The sequence below is a fragment of the Arthrobacter sp. 2MCAF15 genome, from assembly GCF_052115605.1.
Classification (GTDB): Bacteria; Actinomycetota; Actinomycetes; order Actinomycetales; family Micrococcaceae; genus Arthrobacter.
This window is the reverse complement of the sequence record NZ_JBFRGZ010000024.1, coordinates 41,706-56,846: the sequence shown is the minus strand read 5'-3', so window position 1 is coordinate 56,846 and position 15,141 is coordinate 41,706. Positions and strand designations below refer to the sequence as shown.

The window sequence follows — 15,141 nt, the reverse complement described above, 5'->3', positions numbered from 1 at the left end:
GGGCTCGCCCTCGAAGTAGATCGCGACCCGGTCCCCGTTCCCGGCCTTCACGTGCCGGTCCAGGGCGTTGTACGCGGCGTTGACCTCCCCGCCGACGAACCACTTCGCGAACGGCGGCTCGGACCAGTCCAAAGCCTGGTCAAAGTCCCGGGACCAGTCCAGCAGTTCCCGGGCCTGCCGCGCCCAGAACGCGGGCCGGTCCGCGTCGGCCTTCGCATACTCACCCGCGGTCACCACCGCATTCGCCGCGAACTCCGCCGAGGGCGCGAACCGCCGGTCCTCCTGCGACAGATTCTCAAACGCATCGCCGTCCTGGAGGAGGCTGGATGATGCCGCGGTGCGGGCGTTGGACATGGGTAACCCCTGTTCTTTTCTTACTGATTCTGCGGTGAATAATGTGTTCATGCGCCGGTAGTCGTGATGTCGCTCGGGGCACTGCCGTGGACCGTGCCAGGATCCAGCCGCGGCGGCGCATCCCCAGGCGCGCCCAGGGATACACCGCCGCCGCTGTCTGCCGGGACTTATCAGTACTTGAGGACCACGCGGCCGTCGATCTTGGCGTGCTTCATTTCATCGAGGACGGCATTGACCTCAGAGAGATTCCGGGTGGAAACCGTGGGGTGGATCTTGCCCTGGGCGTAGAAGTCCAGGGCCTCCTCGAGGTCCTGCCGGGTTCCCACGATGGAGCCCCGGACTGTCAGGCCCTTGAGCACAATCTCAAAGATCGGCGCGGGGAAGTCCCCCGGCGGCAGGCCGTTGAAAACGATCGTTCCGCCGCGGCGTGCCATGCCGATGGCCTGGCCGAACGCTGACGGGTGCACTGCGGTGACCAGGACTCCATGGCAACCTCCGGTTTCGCGCTGGATGACTTCGGCTGGGTCTTCGTGCAGGGCGTTGACCGTCAGCTCGGCGCCGTGCTTTTTGGCCAGGGCCAGTTTGTCGTCGGCGATGTCCACCGCGGCGACCCGAAGGCCCATCGCCACGGCGTACTGGACGGCGATGTGCCCCAGGCCGCCGATGCCGGAGATGGTGACCCACTGGCCCGGTTTTGCCTCGGTCATCTTCAGGCCCTTGTAGACGGTCACGCCGGCGCAGAGCACGGGTGCGACTTCCACCGGGTCCGAGCCGGCCGGGATGCGGGCGGCAAAACGGCTGTCGACCAGCATGTACTCGCCGAAGGAGCCGTCAACGCTGTAGCCGGCGTTCTGCTGGGCCTCGCACAGGGTTTCCCAGCCGGTCCGGCAGTACTGGCAGTCGCCGCAGGCCGACCACAGCCAGGCGTTTCCCACGAGATCGCCGACGGCCAGATCGGTGACGCCCTCCCCGACGGCGACGACCTCGCCGACGCCTTCGTGGCCGGGAATGAACGGCGGTGACGGCTTGACCGGCCAGTCGCCCTCTGCGGCGTGCAGGTCTGTGTGGCATACCCCGCTGGTCAGTACTTTGACCAGTGCCTCGCCTCGTCCCGGGGTGGGGACCGGAAGGTCCTGGATCTGGAGGTCCTTGCCGAATTCGGTAACAACAGCAGCTTTCATCGTCGTCATTGTCGATATTCCTTCGTCGCTTGTAGCCGCAGCAAATAGTGCGCCGGCCTGAATTTGAGCATCACGCCAGAAGCCGGCCGTGGGTGCCCGTTGTCCGCCGAAAGCCTCACAGGGGGTGTGGGTGAGGCGATCATCGCTGGTACATGTGCTGAGCCGGATGATGGCCGTTGCCTAGAGCCTAGGGAGGCGAGGGTTGCGACGAGGTTGCAGCCTTGTGAGTCAGGTCACCTGGGCGGGCCAGGATGCGGGTCTACACCCGGCCCAGGGCGTCGATGTCCTCAAGGAACTGCTGGTGCACCTCGGGGCTGACCGTGGTCCGGGTTTCGGCGATCGCATCGAGGTAGTCCTGGGTCGAGGGGCCCTTCCGGACCGCCTCGCGGACGGAGGCGCTGCCACCGGAGGCTGCACCGCCGTCGTCGTACACCGCTTTTTCAAGCGCCCGCTGGGAGGCGCTGCGGGCCGCGTACTCGATGTCCGCGGGGGAGAAGCCTTCGGCGCGGTCCACCAGGAGCTCGACGTCGACGTCGTCCACCACGGCGGCGGGGATGAAGCGCTGCCACATGGCCTCGCGGGCCTGCCGGTCCGGCAGGCCGATCGGGATGACGTAATCGAACCGGCCGTGCCGCAGGAACGCCGAATCCAGGGCTCGGATGAAGTTGGTGGCGCAGACCAGGAGCCGGCCGGGCTGTTCGCGGAAGGCCGGGATGATCTTGAGCAGCTCGTTGGTGACGCCCTGCAGCGGCGAGGGCGGCTCGCCCGAGCGCTGCGCCGCGATCTCCTCCACCTCGTCGATGAACACGACGGCGTGCTCCAGTTCGGCGATCTCCAGGAAGGTCTCGCGCAGCGCCCCGGCCAGCCCCTTGGGGTCGGCAGCCAGCCGGGAGGGAAAGACCTCCACGAACGGCCACTCCAGCCGGGACGCGATCGCCTTGGCAAAGGTCGTCTTGCCCGTGCCGGGAGGGCCGAAGAGGACCACCGCCCGCGGCGGCACCACCCCGTATTCGTCGGCGAGGTCGGCCTCGGCCAGCGGAAGAACCAGCCGGCGTTCCAGGAGTTCCTTTTCGCGGCGCATGCCCGCCACGTTCTCCCAGAGGTCGCGGGCCAGGATCCGGCCGCCCAGCAGGCTGAGGGGTTCCAGTTCCTGGCGCTGGACCGGGATTTTCCGCTCGAAGTAACGCAGGTTCTTCTTCAGCGCGAAACCGCGGCTGAGGAAGGCCTCCACCCGGGTTTCGGATTCGGGCATCAGGGCCGAGAGCTTGTTCAGCCCGTGCGGGGCCATCCTGTTCTCCACCGCGGCCAGCAACGACGTGCCGATCCCGCGGCCCCGGAAATCCGGCAGCGTGGCCAGGAAAACGATCCAGCCCTGGTCATGCGCGGCACGTCCGACGGCGGCGCCCACCACCTGCTCGCCCTGCACCGCGACGACGGCATGGTCCTTTTCGCAGGAGGCGAGCACCTCGGAGAGGGCGTAGACCGGCTCGACGTTGGTGGCCTTGAGGGACTCCCAGAGGTGCAGGATCCCGTCAAGATCGGCCGAATGGAAATCCCTGATCCGCCAGTTGGTCATGAGCTGTCTCCCGGGTGGTTCGTCGCTGAGCCATGTTGAGTCTTGAGCTGAGCATATGCGAACCGGGTGCGCGAGGGGTTGCGGGGACGTTGCGTTACGCGGCCGCAGACGCGGCCGCGTAACGCCGGAGTGCTACTCCGAAATCCCGTCGGTGCCCGCTGCGTTCTTCCCAACGGGGCGGTTGGCCACGAGCGGGTACGGGCCGGTGAACCCGTCGCGGACGGCGGCGATTTCCAGGATGCGGTCCCGGCAGAGGCGCCAGCCGAGCATCAGGAGCGGGATGATCACCACCAGGGACGCGATGGTCCACGTTCCCACGGGCGAGTCGAACGCCATCAGGACCAGCACCGCCAGGAGGAAGGCCAGGGTGATCCAGCCCGTGACGGGTGCGCCCGGCATGCGGAAAGCGGGCCGGAGGAGTTCCCCGCGGGCGGCGAGCCGGGCAAGCTGCATCTGGCACAGGACGATCATGGCCCAGGTGCTGATGATGCCCAGCGATGCGACGTTGAGGACGATCTCGAACGCCTCGGCCGGGACTACGGCGTTCAGGACCACACCCAGCACCGCGACGGCGGCGGTGAGCGCGATTCCGCCGTACGGGACACCGGACTTGTTCATCCGCGCTGCGAACTTCGGCGCGGAACCCGAGACGGACATCGAACGCATGATCCGGCCGGTGGAGTAGAGGCCCGCGTTGAGCGAGGACAGCGCCGCGGTAAGGACCACGAGGTTCATGATGGCGTCCACGCCGTCCACGCCGATGGAGCCGAAGAACGTCACGAAGGGGCTTTCGCCGGCCTTGTAGGAGCTGTAGGGCAGCAGGAGAGAGAGCAGCACCAGCGAGCCGACGTAGAACACCGCGATGCGCACGATCACCGTGTTGATGGCCCGCGGCATGATCTTCTCCGGGTTCTCCGTCTCGCCGGCGGCGGTGCCGATCAGCTCGATCGAGGCGTAGGCGAACACGACGCCCTGCATCACCACGATGGCCGGCACCAGGCCGTTGGGGAACAGGCCGCCGTTGTCAGCGATCAGGCTGAAGCCGACCTCCTGGCCTGCCACGGGCGTGCCGAAGATGACGAAGTAGATGCCCACGACCAGGAAGGACACCAGCGCCACGACCTTGATGAGCGCGAACCAGAATTCAAGCTCGCCGAACACCTTGACGCTGATGAGGTTCAGGCCCAGGACCAGGATCAGGGCTGCCAGGGCCCAGGTCCACTGCGGCACGTCCGCGATGGGCGCCCAGTACTTCTTGAAGAAGTTCATGTACAGCGCGACGGCGGTGATGTCCACGATCGCCGTCATGGCCCAGTTCAGCCAGTACAGCCAGCCCGTGACGAACGCGGCTTTCTCGCCGAAGAACTCGCGGGCGTAGGAGACGAAGGAGCCCGACGACGGCCGGTGCATGACGAGTTCGCCGAGCGCGCGCAGGATCATGAAGGCGAAGAACCCGCAGACGGCATAGCTGATGATCAGGGCCGGTCCGGCCGTGGCGAGACGGCCGCCGGCGCCCATGAACAGGCCGGTGCCGATCGCACCGCCGATCGCGATCATCTGGACCTGCCGGGGTTTCAGGCCCTTGTGGTAGCCCTGGTCCTCGGCGTGGAGCGCTGCCCCGGAGGCATGGGCATGCGCCGGAATGGTGTGGTCGGAGACGGCCTGCTGTTGAGCCGGTAGTTCTTGGGCTGGCTGTTTTTGGGCACGGGCAGTTTCGGGATGAGTCATCGGGGTCCTTCGGGGTTCGAGGGTGCGCTACTTGCTCAGGTTGGCCAGGCGCTGCGGGCTGAGGAGCTCGGTGAGCTGCTCGGCAGTGAGCAGCCCGTGTTCAAGCACGAGTTCCGCGACCCCCTTGCCGGTGGCGAGGGCTTCCTGCGCGATGGCCGTGGCCGTGGCGTAGCCCAGGTGCGGGTTCAGGGCGGTGACGAGGCCAATCGACTGCTCCACAGTGAGGCGGAGGTGTTCGGTGTTGGCGGTGATGCCCCGGACGCAGCGGGCCGTGAGGGTGCGGCAGGCGGCTTCCAGGTGGGAGATGCTCTTGTGGAGGCTGTGGACGATGATGGGTTCGAAGGCGTTGAGCTGGAGCTGGCCTGCTTCTGCGGCCATGGTGATGGTGACGTCGTTGCCGATCACCTCGTAGGCGACCTGGCTGACCACTTCCGGGATGACCGGGTTGATCTTGCCGGGCATGATCGAGGAGCCGGACTGCACGGCCGGGAGGTTGATTTCGCCGAATCCGGCGCGCGGGCCGGAGGAGAGCAGCCGGAGGTCGTTGCAGATCTTGGAGAGTTTCACGGCCACCCGCTTGAGGACGCCGGAAAGGTGCACGAAGGCGCCGACGTCCTGGGTGGCCTCGATCAGGTCCACGGCGGTGACCAGGGGCAGGCCGGTGATTTCGGCCAGGTGCCGGCAGGCGGCCTCGGCGTACCCGGCCGGCGCGTTGAGTCCGGTGCCGATCGCGGTGGCGCCGAGGTTGATTTCGTGGATCAGCAGGTCGGCTTCGGCCAGGCGGAGCCGGTCCTCGCCGATCGTGACGGCGTAGGTGCCGAATTCCTGGCCGAGGGTCATGGGGACGGCGTCCTGGAGCTGAGTGCGGCCCATCTTCACCACCGTGCGGAACTCGAGGGCCTTCGCGGCGAAGGCGTCTTCGAGCTCGGTGAGCGCTTCCAGCAGCTCCCGGGCAGCAAAGATTGTGCCGAGTTTGACCGCGGTGGGGTAGACGTCGTTGGTGGACTGGCTGAGGTTGACGTGGTCGTTGGGGTGCAGCCGGGCGTAGTCGCCCTTCGGGTGGCCGAGGATTTCCAGGGCACGGTTGGCGATGACCTCGTTGGCGTTCATGTTCGACGACGTCCCGGCACCGCCCTGGATGACGTCGACCACGAACTGCTCGCTGAGTTTGCCGTCCAGGACGTCCGCGCAGGCTTCCTCAATGGCTGTGGCGCGCTCGGCGTCGAGCAGTCCGAGCTCGTGGTTGGTGCGTGCGGCGGCCAGTTTCACGGCGGCCAGCCCGCGGACCAGGTACATGTTGGAGGAGAGCGGCTGGCCGGTAATCGGGAAGTTCTCCACGGCCCGGAGGGTGTGGACGCCCCAGTAGGCGTCGGCGGGAACATCCCGGTCGCCCAGGAGGTCGTGTTCGGAGCGGAAGTCTGCACGTTCGTCGGGCGAGGTCATGGCGGTCCTTACAGGTCGTCGGAGGCGTTGGAGGTCTGGGGGAAGGAACTGGGGGCAGCCAGGAACTCGGTGGCCCGCAGCAGCCCGACGGGCCGGCCGCCGCCCAGCACAGGGATCGCGGCGAGGCGATCCAAGGGGGAGGTATCGACGTCGAGCGCGGCCAGGAGGCGCACGGTGACGGGCATCCGGGCTCGGTCTCCGCCGTCGGAGACCTTCACGGCGATGGCGCGGCCGTCCGGGAGGCCCACCAGCTGGACGCCCTCGAAGCCGTCCTTGGCCAGCAGGCCGGGAACCAGGCGCATCAGGGCGGTGACATCCCGGCCCTCGCCCGCAACCATCGCAGGGTTGCTGCGCATGGCGCGGGCGACTACGGCTTCCGCGCCGCCGTTGGAACCCCCTGCCGCGGCCAGACGTCCGAACGCGCGGGCCATGCCGCGCAGCGTGAGGGCGAAAAGCGGGGTGCCGCAGCCGTCAGTGGTGGTGCGCTGCGGGTCCTCGCCGGTCAGGTCCACCACGGTCTGGGCCACGAGTCGCTGCAGCGGGTGTTCCGGGTCCAGGTAGCCCCGGACCGGCCAGCCGTTGATGACGCAGGTGGCGGCCATGGCGGCATGCTTTCCGGAGCAGTTCTGGGCCAGCTGGGTGGGCTGGCCGCCGTCGCCGAGCCAGTCCTCCCGCTCGCGGGCGCCGTAGGGGAGGTCGGTGCTGTTCTCGAGGTCCGCTGGGGTCAGCCCATGCAGGTTCAGGATGCGGAGCGCACCGTCACGATGGGCTGCGGCGCCCGAATGGCTGGCTGCCGTGAGGGCAAGGAGCTCGTCCGGGAGGTCAAGGCCTGCCCGGACCATGGCGACGGCCTGCAGGGGCTTAAGGGCGGACCGCGGGTAGAACGGGGCGAGGGGCTCGCCGGCGGCCAGGAGGATCCGGCCGTCCGCCGCGGTGGCGATGGCTGAGCCGTAGTGGACGCTTTCGATGATGCCGTCGCGGGTCTGGACCGCGAGTGGCGCGTGTTGCGGCAGCCGCTCCTGGGCCAGCGGGGTCGGGATGTGCGCGAGGGCGGGAGAAATCATTACGTCCTTTTGGCGGGGTGGTTGTGGGTGGTCGCTGTGTTGCTGACCTGTGCTTGCGGAAAAGGGGCTTCAGGCGATGCCGTCTGGCGTCAGGGGTTGAGGATCGAGTCGAGGGCAACGCCCACCGCATGGAGGTGCTGGCTCATGGCGATGCGCGCCGTCGCGGCGTCGCCGGCTTCAATGGCGGCCAGGATGCGCCGGTGCTCCTCGTTGGACGCGTGCTGGCGGTCCGCCACCATATTCAGGGTCTCGGACTGGTGGGCCAGGGCGTCGCGGATGTCCGCGACGACGTTTTCGAACACCTTGTTCCGGCTTGCCCGCGCGATCAACGCGTGGAAGCTGGAGTCCAGGCCCACCCAGACTTCGGGATCGTCCTCGCCGGTCATCGCGGCGACGACGTCCCGGAGCATGGCCAGTTCCTCGGGTGAACGGCGCTCGGCAGCCAAACCGGCGGCAGGAACCTCGATATGGGGACGCGCCTCCGTGAGGTCGTGCGCGGAATATTGGCCCAGGACCAGGTCCTTGGCCACGTGGTTGGCGACGACGAACGTTCCCCGCCCGGTCCTGGTGACCGTCAGGCCCAGGGCGGTGCAGGAGCGCAGTGCCTCTCGGACCACCGAGCGGCTCACCCCGTACTCCTGGGCGAGGTTGGCCTCGGAGCTCAGCTTGGTGCCGACGCCGAGCTTGCCGGATTCGATTTCGGAGCGGAGGACATTGAAGACTGCCTCGGCGGCACTGAGGCGGGCCAACGGCTGTCCTGCTGTCCGGCTGTCTGACAGGTTCACGCCTTAAAATATGGCAGGCGTCACACCGGGTGTCAATTGTGACGGCGACGGCGGCCCCCCGATGTTGAGCAGTTCAACGTTGGGGCCACTGCCATGCGCCCTCAGGACGAAAGGTCGACTCCATGACTGGCTGCCCCCTCCGGTACGAACGTGCCGGAATTACCCTGTGCAGGTGCGTTTGCCCGATCTATACTGAAAATGCGCCCAAAACGGCACGTTCGTACCTATAGGCGCGAGTCAAACGTGTGTTGATCAACGGGAAAGGTGGCCATGGGGAACTCGTTTACGGACGATCTTGCTGCCGAGGTCCGAGGCCGGCGCGGGGCGCTCCGGCTCAGCCAGCGTGATCTGGCCGAACTGGCCGGGGTCTCAGAGCGCTTCGTCCGGTTCGTCGAACAGGGCAAGCGCACGGTGCAGCTGGATTCCCTGCTGGCACTCCTGGGCACGCTGGGGCTGGAGCTCCGGATCCAGACCCGGACCAGTGCCGCCGCCCGGGCGCTGACCGGGCCTTCAACCAGCGGAGAGATAGGTGCCAGCGAAGGTGCCAGCGAACCGCCGGCACACGGCAATCAGCGGAACAGCCCGGAAGCCCGGCCATGAGGCACCGCATCGCGGATATTTATAAGGCCGGCGTGCTGGCGGCGCGGCTGGAGCGGCACGACGGCGGCACCAGGTTCAGCTACCTGCCGGCCTATCTGGCATCCGGCGGGCCCGCCGTCGCAAGTTCCCTGCCGCTGACTGCGGACCCCGTCCTGTCCGCAGCGGGGGCCGCTCCGCCGTATTTCACGGGGCTCCTGCCGGAGGGGCGGCGGCTGAATGCATTGCGCCGCTCCGTCAAGACCAGCGTGGACGATGAGTTGTCCCTGCTCATCGCGGCCGGCGCCAATCCGGTGGGTGACGTGCAGATCGTTGGACATGGCGAGAAGCTGGACCCGGACGAGCACGCCGTCGAGCTTGACCCCGGGACGCCCGTCGATTTCGATGCCCTGCTGGGAGATTCCGGGCTGATCGACCCCGTGGCACTGGCCGGAGTGCAGGACAAGCTGTCCGCGGGAATGATCTCCATGCCGGTGGCCAGCTCCGGCCGGCGGTACATCCTCAAACTCAACGCGCCCGAGTTCCCGCACGTCGTCGAGAACGAGTACGCGATGTTCCGGTACGCGGCGCGGCTGCGGATTCCGTTGAGCCGGGTCCAGCTGATCCGCGACGTGGCCGGCCGGCCCGGGTTGCTCGTGGAACGCTTCGACCGGGTGCCTGTCGCCGAATTGGCGGGTCAGAAGGCGGCGGGGCCCAAGGCGGCGGGTCAGAAGGCGGCGGGTCAGAAGGCAGCGGGTCAGAAGGCGGCGGCCGGGTCACCGGAGGCTGTGCAGCGGCTCGCCGTCGAGGACGGGGCGCAGGTGCTGGGTCTTTACCCGGCGGACAAATACAACGTGGGATACGGGCAGGTGTGCCATGCGCTGGCGGCGTACTGCGCGGCGCCGCTGCCTGCGTTGCGGAATTTGGCCCTCCAGGCGGCATTTGCGTGGCTTACGGGCAACGGTGACCTGCATGCCAAAAACGTTTCCATGGTGCAGCAGCCAACCGGGGAGTGGTCCATCGCGCCGGTCTACGACATCCCCTCCACCGTTGTGTACGGCGACAAGACACTCGCCCTGACCCTGGATGGCAAGCGGACGGGGATCTCCAGGAAGCATTTCCTGGGCTGGGCCGCGGGGATGGGGCTGACTGAGCGGTCAGCCGTGCAGGTGCTCGAGCTGGCCTTGAGGGCGTCGGAGCCGCTGCTGACCGACCTCCAGGCGGGTAAGGCGTTCCGCTCGATGTCCGACGACGGCGCCGCGCCGTTTTCGGCCATGGTCACCCGGGACTGGCTCAAGGAGCTCAGGCACAGGCGCAGGCTGCTGTCGGGGTGATGCCGACGGCGTCGAAACCGGACGGAGTCCTAATTCGGCGGCATCGTAAGGATGTGGCGGCAGCACACGGCCGCCGCGGCTGCCGGCGTCGTAATCTGCCGGCGCGCGATGCCTCAGAGGTGCTGGATGCCGGCCCGCTGCATTGCGTCTTTGTAGACCTCAACGTTTTTGGCGAGGAGCTCTTCCTGTTTGGCTGCCGAGACGGCGAAGGCGCGGCCGCCGAGCGCGGTGGCCTTGTAGATCTTGACGCCATGGTTCTTCAGTGAGGAATGGTAAGTCTTCTCGAAGAGCGTCAGGAAGGAGTGGGCGTCGGCGCCGTGGGCAATCACTGCCGAGACCCGCTTGTTAATCTTCAGGAACTGGCGGAAGGGCCGCAGGCCGTCCGTCTTCTCCTGGACGTTGAGGGCCGAGGCGGCGTCCGGATCGCGGATCCACGGGTAGGCGTTCCACGGCATGACGTAGCGGGGATCCAGCTCTGCGGCCTCGTAGATGGAGGTGGCACGGCGTGCGGCTTCATCGTCATTGAAGTGTGAGACGAACCCCGATTCCGTGCCCTTGCCGGGGCTGATATGCAGGCTGACGATCCTGCATTCGTCCTCGTCATGGATGGGGTCGATGTAGGGGACCACGGATCCAGGCTTCTTTTCCATGAGTTCGTCGCACAGCTGCGTCACCGCGGCGATGTTCGGCTCCTGCAGCAGGGTCTTTTTTTCGTCCCAGTCAATCGTCACGATTTCTCCCTCAGCACTTGGCGTCCAGAATCAGGCGGCTTCCTCCACTCTACGCTTTCGCGGCAGGGGGTGGTTCGGGCGGGGCATTCATTTCGGTCGCCAAGGGCGGGTCCATGGCCTACTAGCTCTGGTTCTGGCGATGGGGTGGGCGTAGGCTTTAAGTACCTGCAGGTAACCATCTGACGACGCCGGGTTGTTCGGGACATTGAAGTGTCCGAGCCTTCTCATAGCGAGATCGCGAAGGTACCTGCAGGCCTGACGCCAAGCTGCCACCGGAGTGGAGGGCGTCTTATTCTTTGTCGCCGACGCGGACGCAGGGCGAGATCTTGTCAGCGCGGCCAGAGCCTTCGACCGGCCGTTTCCCACCTTCAGCTTTGATTCCATCGGGTAGAACGCCAACGGCCTCGCCGGGGCCATCTTCGCCACGGGTGCCGCCGGGGGCACCGCCAACGCGGACGCCAAGGCTCCGAGCGTCAGGCTCGACTTCTACGATCAAACCGGGCTGGGCACCTTCACGCGCGGCTGAGCACGGACTTCCGCACGCTTTCTTCCGTAAGCTTCAAGGGCGCACACAGCCCCAAGTCAAGGAATCCATGCCGATCAACAGACAAACACTCAAAGAAGACGGGTTTACGGGGTTTCGGCCCCTCGCAGCAGTGGACGTCAACCGGATCCCGCAGCGGACCGGGATCTTCGCGCTGCTGCGGCCTGCAGACTATGAGCCGCGGTTCCTGCCCAAGAGCACGGCGGGGGTCTTCAAGAAGAAGGATCCCTCCGTGGCGGAGTCTGCGTTGAGCGCGGAGTGGGTTGACGACGCCGACGTCGTCTACATCGGGAAAGCGGGCGCCGGCAGCAAGGGCAACCGCGGACTTCGCCGACAAATCCAGGAGTTCATCGATTTCGGCAAGGGCAAGCCGCCGGGCCATTGGGACGGCCGGCTCATCTGGCAGCTCGCCGACCCCGGTTCCCTCCTGATTGCCTGGAAGGAGCTGCCGGCAGAGGCGGTCACCGGGGCGGAGGCCGGATACCACGCCCGGTTCTGCGAAGACCACGGCCGGCTGCCGTTCGCCAACCTCGTCCAGGCGCGCGTGAAAGGCAAATAGGCCAAGGCACCCTGGCCAAGGCATCTCACGCGGCTACAGACCGCCGTGAGTGAACCGTCCCCCCACCAATGTGGCGGCCACGGGCATGGCCGCAAACTCGGCGTCGGAAACCGTCAGCGGGTCGCCGTCGAGCACGGCAATATCGGCCGGATCCCCAACCCGGAGCCGGCCACGGCCGCGGGTTGAAGCGGTGAGGGCCTCTTGCCGCGTGAGAGCCTGCTCGGCATGCCAAGGTCCGCGGCCATCCTGCCGGGCCCGCGCCGTGGCCGCGGACATGGCAGTCCACGGATCCAGCGGTGCCACCGGAGCATCGGAGCCAAGGGCAAGCGTTGCCCCGGCGGCCACCAACGAACGGAGCGGGAAAGACCGGTCCGTGCGGCCGGGCCAGTTCGCCTCGGCGGCGTCCCGGTCATCGAGGGCATGCGCGGGCTGGACGCTCGCGGTCACGCCCAACCGGGCGAAGCGTGCGAAATCCTCGTTCCGGACAAACTGGGCATGCTCCACCCGCCCGGCGATGCCCACCGCCTCAAACGCATCCAGCGCGACCCGGTTGGCCGCGTCCCCAATCGCATGGACCGCCGGCACAAAACCAGCCCGCCGCGCCTGGACCAGCAGGGCGAGCAGCTCGGTCTCGCTCACCGTCAGCAGCCCGTGGCCGCCGTTCGGATACGGGTCGACGCAGAACGCCGTGCGGGTATTGAGCGAGCCGTCAATCAGCACCTTCAGAGGGCCCACGGTCAGGAGCCCGCCGCCGCCGGCCACCTCCAACCCGGTCCGCAGCCCCTCGGCCACGGCCCGGTCAAGATCCTGCGCATAGACCGCGGCTTCAACCCGCAGGGCAGCGAAACCGCCGGAGATCCGCCGCAGCCAGGCGTCGCGGTTCCACGTCATCTCGAAGTCCACGATCCCGACGACGCCCCGCGCGGCAGCATCCTTCCCCGCCTGCTGCACCCACGGATCCACCACCGTAACCGGGAGCCTGCCGAGCTCACGGGTCAGGGCGAACGCCGGATCTTCCCGGAGCAGCCCCTCCGCATCCACCGGCACCCCGTACCGTTGGGCCGCAGCGGAGTTGAGCCAGACGCAATGGAGATCGTGGCTGATCAGCGCCGTCGGCCGGCCGCGCGTCACGCCGTCAAGGAGGTCCAGGCTGGGCAGGTCCGGCCAGACGGCATCGCGGAAACCGACGCCGACCAGCGTCGCGACAGCTCCCGAAGCGGCCCCACCGCCGTCGGTGCCGGCGCCGCCGTCGACGCCGGGGACATGAGAGTCAGTGACGCGGGACCCGACGACGGCGGCCGCCTCGCGCGCCGACCTGGCGCCGGAGAGGTCAAGCCGGTTGGAGGCCAGTGCCCACTGCGTCATGTGGACATGCTCATCCCACAGCCCCGGAATGACGCAGCGGCCGTCCAGATCCACCACCCGCGTGCCGGCCGGGGCCGCAGCCACGTCCGGGCGCGATGGGACGATCGCGGACACGGCGCCGTCGCGGACATGAACGTCGAAGCTGGCGTGGTCCCCGGGCAGCCGGGCGGAGGCCAGCACGAGATCCGGTGCGCGGCCGGGATCGAGTGGATCAGACATAGGAACAGGCTAGGCGCGCACAGGCCCTGGCCCAAAGCCAGCCGACGCCGCATGGGCACAAGGGACTTTCGCCCCTTACCCCTGCAACGGGTCCCCACCAAGCTGATTGTGGGGAGGTTCCTGCACGGCCAGTTGGGGAGGTCGCGTAGTTGAGGGAGGAATCGCCCCATGGAATGCAGTACGGGTCTCACCGCACATTGGGGAAGGAAATGGCGTTTTGCATTTTCCGGCTTCAGCAGGAAAGGCAGGAGACCACGGCCACATGACCATGCACCACCATTCGGGGGACCCCAAACTCAAAGTTCTCATCCGCCTTAACGCTGACGCCGAATCAGCCCGGATCGAGGTACACGGCATAGTGACCGCAGCCAACGTGCGGGCACTCTACGTTGTGTGTCGCCGCGTCTCGGGCAAGCTCCCCGGGTTCGAACTCGTGCTGGACCTTGCGCATGCCCGCGTCTCGGCCGCGGCGATCGAGGAACTCCGTGAGCGCGCCCGCGTCTCATTGCTGTATTCGGGGATCGACGGCACCGAGACGCCATGCCGCCTGCGCCTGGTGGACCCACTAGTCATTCTCAAAGCCAAGGAACACGTATGAAAGCCCTCGTCTACGGCGGGCCTGGAGAGAAGTCGTGGACCGAGGTCCCCGACCCTAGAATTCAGAACCCCAGCGATGTGATCGTCAAAGTGGACACCACCACTATCTGCGGTACGGATCTGCACATCCTCAAGGGCGACGTCCCGACCGTAGCCAGGGGCCGGATCCTTGGCCACGAAGGTGTCGGCACCATCACGGAGATCGGCGCTTCCGTGACCAGCCTCAAAGTCGGGGACCGCGTCATCATCTCCTGCATCAAGTCCTGCGGACACTGCGCCAACTGCAAGACGGGACTGTACTCACACTGCCTCGGCGCGGAAGGAACCTCGGGCATCGGCTGGGTTTTCGGGCATCTGATTGACGGCACCCAGGCCGAGTTCGTCCGCGTCCCGTACGCCGAGAACTCCCTGCACCTCCTGCCGGAAGGAGTAAGCGACCAACAAGCCGTCATGCTCTCCGACATCCTTCCCACCGGCTTTGAGATCGGCGTACAGTACGGCCGGGTCAAGCCCGGCGACACGGTCGCCGTAATCGGCGCCGGTCCCGTTGGGCTCGCCGCGATCTGCACCGCCGGACTTTATGGCGCGGCGACCATCATCGCCGTCGACCTCGACGCGAACCGGCTCGAAAAATCGCGCGAATTCGGTGCCACGGATGTGGTCCTCTCCAGCGACGCCGATTGGAGGGAACAGGTGATGGTCCTGACCGACGGGCAGGGCGTGGATGTCGCGATCGAGGCGGTCGGCGTGCCGGCGACGTTCACGATGTGTACAGACATCGTGCGGCCCGGCGGCAACGTGGCCAACGTGGGCGTGCACGGCAGGGCCGTGGAACTGCACGTCGAAGACCTCTGGATCCGGAACATCAACATCAGCATGGGCCTGGTAAACACCAACACCACCCCCATGCTTCTCAAGCTCGTGGCACAGCAAAAAATCCCGGCGGACAGATTCGCCACCCACCACTTCATCTTTGACGAGTTCATGGAGGCCTACGACACCTTCGCCCGCGCGGCGGAGACCAAAGCCCTCAAAGTGGTGATCACGGCGTAAAAGTGGTCCGACCATCTGAGGCGGACCATCTG

At 67.1% G+C, this 15,141-nt stretch carries 14 protein-coding genes; 5 read left to right on the top strand and 9 right to left on the bottom strand.

Going from position 1 to position 15,141, the window contains the following annotated elements; genetic code table 11:
• From AB4089_RS20630 to AB4089_RS20600, 7 genes are all read right to left on the bottom strand, one after another.
• Positions 1-354: acetyl-coenzyme A synthetase N-terminal domain-containing protein (locus AB4089_RS20630; protein WP_441411134.1), on the bottom strand; the 354-nt coding region annotated here is incomplete at its 3' end.
• A 170-nt stretch (positions 355-524) separates the two neighbouring features.
• Positions 525-1,535, bottom strand: coding sequence for an alcohol dehydrogenase AdhP (gene adhP / locus AB4089_RS20625; protein ID WP_441411140.1), 1,011 nt, complete (start codon positions 1,533-1,535; stop codon positions 525-527).
• A 259-nt stretch (positions 1,536-1,794) separates the two neighbouring features.
• Positions 1,795-3,111: an ATP-binding protein gene (locus tag AB4089_RS20620; protein WP_441411133.1), complete on the bottom strand. Its 1,317-nt coding sequence runs from the start codon at positions 3,109-3,111 to the stop codon at positions 1,795-1,797.
• Between the two features lie 132 nt (positions 3,112-3,243).
• A complete protein-coding gene (locus AB4089_RS20615) occupies positions 3,244-4,839 on the bottom strand; it encodes an amino acid permease (protein WP_441411132.1) in 1,596 nt (531 codons plus the stop codon).
• 27 nt (positions 4,840-4,866) lie between these two features.
• Positions 4,867-6,282, bottom strand: coding sequence for an aspartate ammonia-lyase (locus AB4089_RS20610; protein ID WP_441411131.1), 1,416 nt, complete (start codon positions 6,280-6,282; stop codon positions 4,867-4,869).
• 8 nt (positions 6,283-6,290) lie between these two features.
• Positions 6,291-7,346: an asparaginase gene (locus tag AB4089_RS20605; RefSeq protein WP_441411130.1), complete on the bottom strand. Its 1,056-nt coding sequence runs from the start codon at positions 7,344-7,346 to the stop codon at positions 6,291-6,293.
• A gap of 89 nt (positions 7,347-7,435) precedes the next feature.
• Positions 7,436-8,131 carry a FadR/GntR family transcriptional regulator gene (locus tag AB4089_RS20600; protein ID WP_441411129.1) on the bottom strand — a complete coding sequence of 232 codons (696 nt, stop codon included), beginning with the start codon at positions 8,129-8,131 and terminating at the stop codon, positions 7,436-7,438.
• Positions 8,132-8,401: 270 nt separating this feature from the next.
• On the opposite strand from AB4089_RS20600, the gene AB4089_RS20595 reads away from it, so the two are divergent.
• Positions 8,402-8,731, top strand: coding sequence for a type II toxin-antitoxin system Y4mF family antitoxin (locus AB4089_RS20595; RefSeq protein ID WP_441411128.1), 330 nt, complete (start codon positions 8,402-8,404; stop codon positions 8,729-8,731).
• Positions 8,728-10,041 carry a type II toxin-antitoxin system HipA family toxin gene (locus AB4089_RS20590; protein ID WP_441411127.1) on the top strand — a complete coding sequence of 438 codons (1,314 nt, stop codon included), beginning with the start codon at positions 8,728-8,730 and terminating at the stop codon, positions 10,039-10,041. Before AB4089_RS20595 ends, AB4089_RS20590 begins: the two co-directional genes overlap by 4 nt.
• A 113-nt stretch (positions 10,042-10,154) precedes the next feature.
• On the opposite strand, the gene AB4089_RS20585 is transcribed toward AB4089_RS20590, so the two are convergent.
• Positions 10,155-10,772: a uracil-DNA glycosylase gene (locus tag AB4089_RS20585; RefSeq protein ID WP_441411126.1), complete on the bottom strand. Its 618-nt coding sequence runs from the start codon at positions 10,770-10,772 to the stop codon at positions 10,155-10,157.
• Positions 10,773-11,365: 593 nt separating this feature from the next.
• Here AB4089_RS20585 and AB4089_RS20580 point away from each other — a divergent pair.
• Positions 11,366-11,875: a hypothetical protein gene (locus tag AB4089_RS20580; RefSeq protein ID WP_441411125.1), complete on the top strand. Its 510-nt coding sequence runs from the start codon at positions 11,366-11,368 to the stop codon at positions 11,873-11,875.
• A 33-nt stretch (positions 11,876-11,908) separates the two neighbouring features.
• Here the strand turns inward: AB4089_RS20580 and AB4089_RS20575 are convergent, their stop codons facing one another.
• Positions 11,909-13,459 (bottom strand): amidohydrolase, encoded by a 1,551-nt coding sequence (locus AB4089_RS20575; protein ID WP_441411124.1) that lies wholly within the window; start codon positions 13,457-13,459, stop codon positions 11,909-11,911.
• Positions 13,460-13,721: 262 nt separating this feature from the next.
• Between AB4089_RS20575 and AB4089_RS20570 the strand changes: the two genes are divergently transcribed.
• Positions 13,722-14,057 carry a hypothetical protein gene (locus AB4089_RS20570; RefSeq protein ID WP_441411123.1) on the top strand — a complete coding sequence of 112 codons (336 nt, stop codon included), beginning with the start codon at positions 13,722-13,724 and terminating at the stop codon, positions 14,055-14,057.
• On the top strand, positions 14,054-15,109 hold the full coding sequence (locus AB4089_RS20565) for a zinc-dependent alcohol dehydrogenase family protein (RefSeq protein ID WP_441411122.1): 1,056 nt from the start codon (positions 14,054-14,056) through the stop codon (positions 15,107-15,109). Before AB4089_RS20570 ends, AB4089_RS20565 begins: the two co-directional genes overlap by 4 nt.
• Positions 15,110-15,141 lie beyond the last annotated feature (32 nt).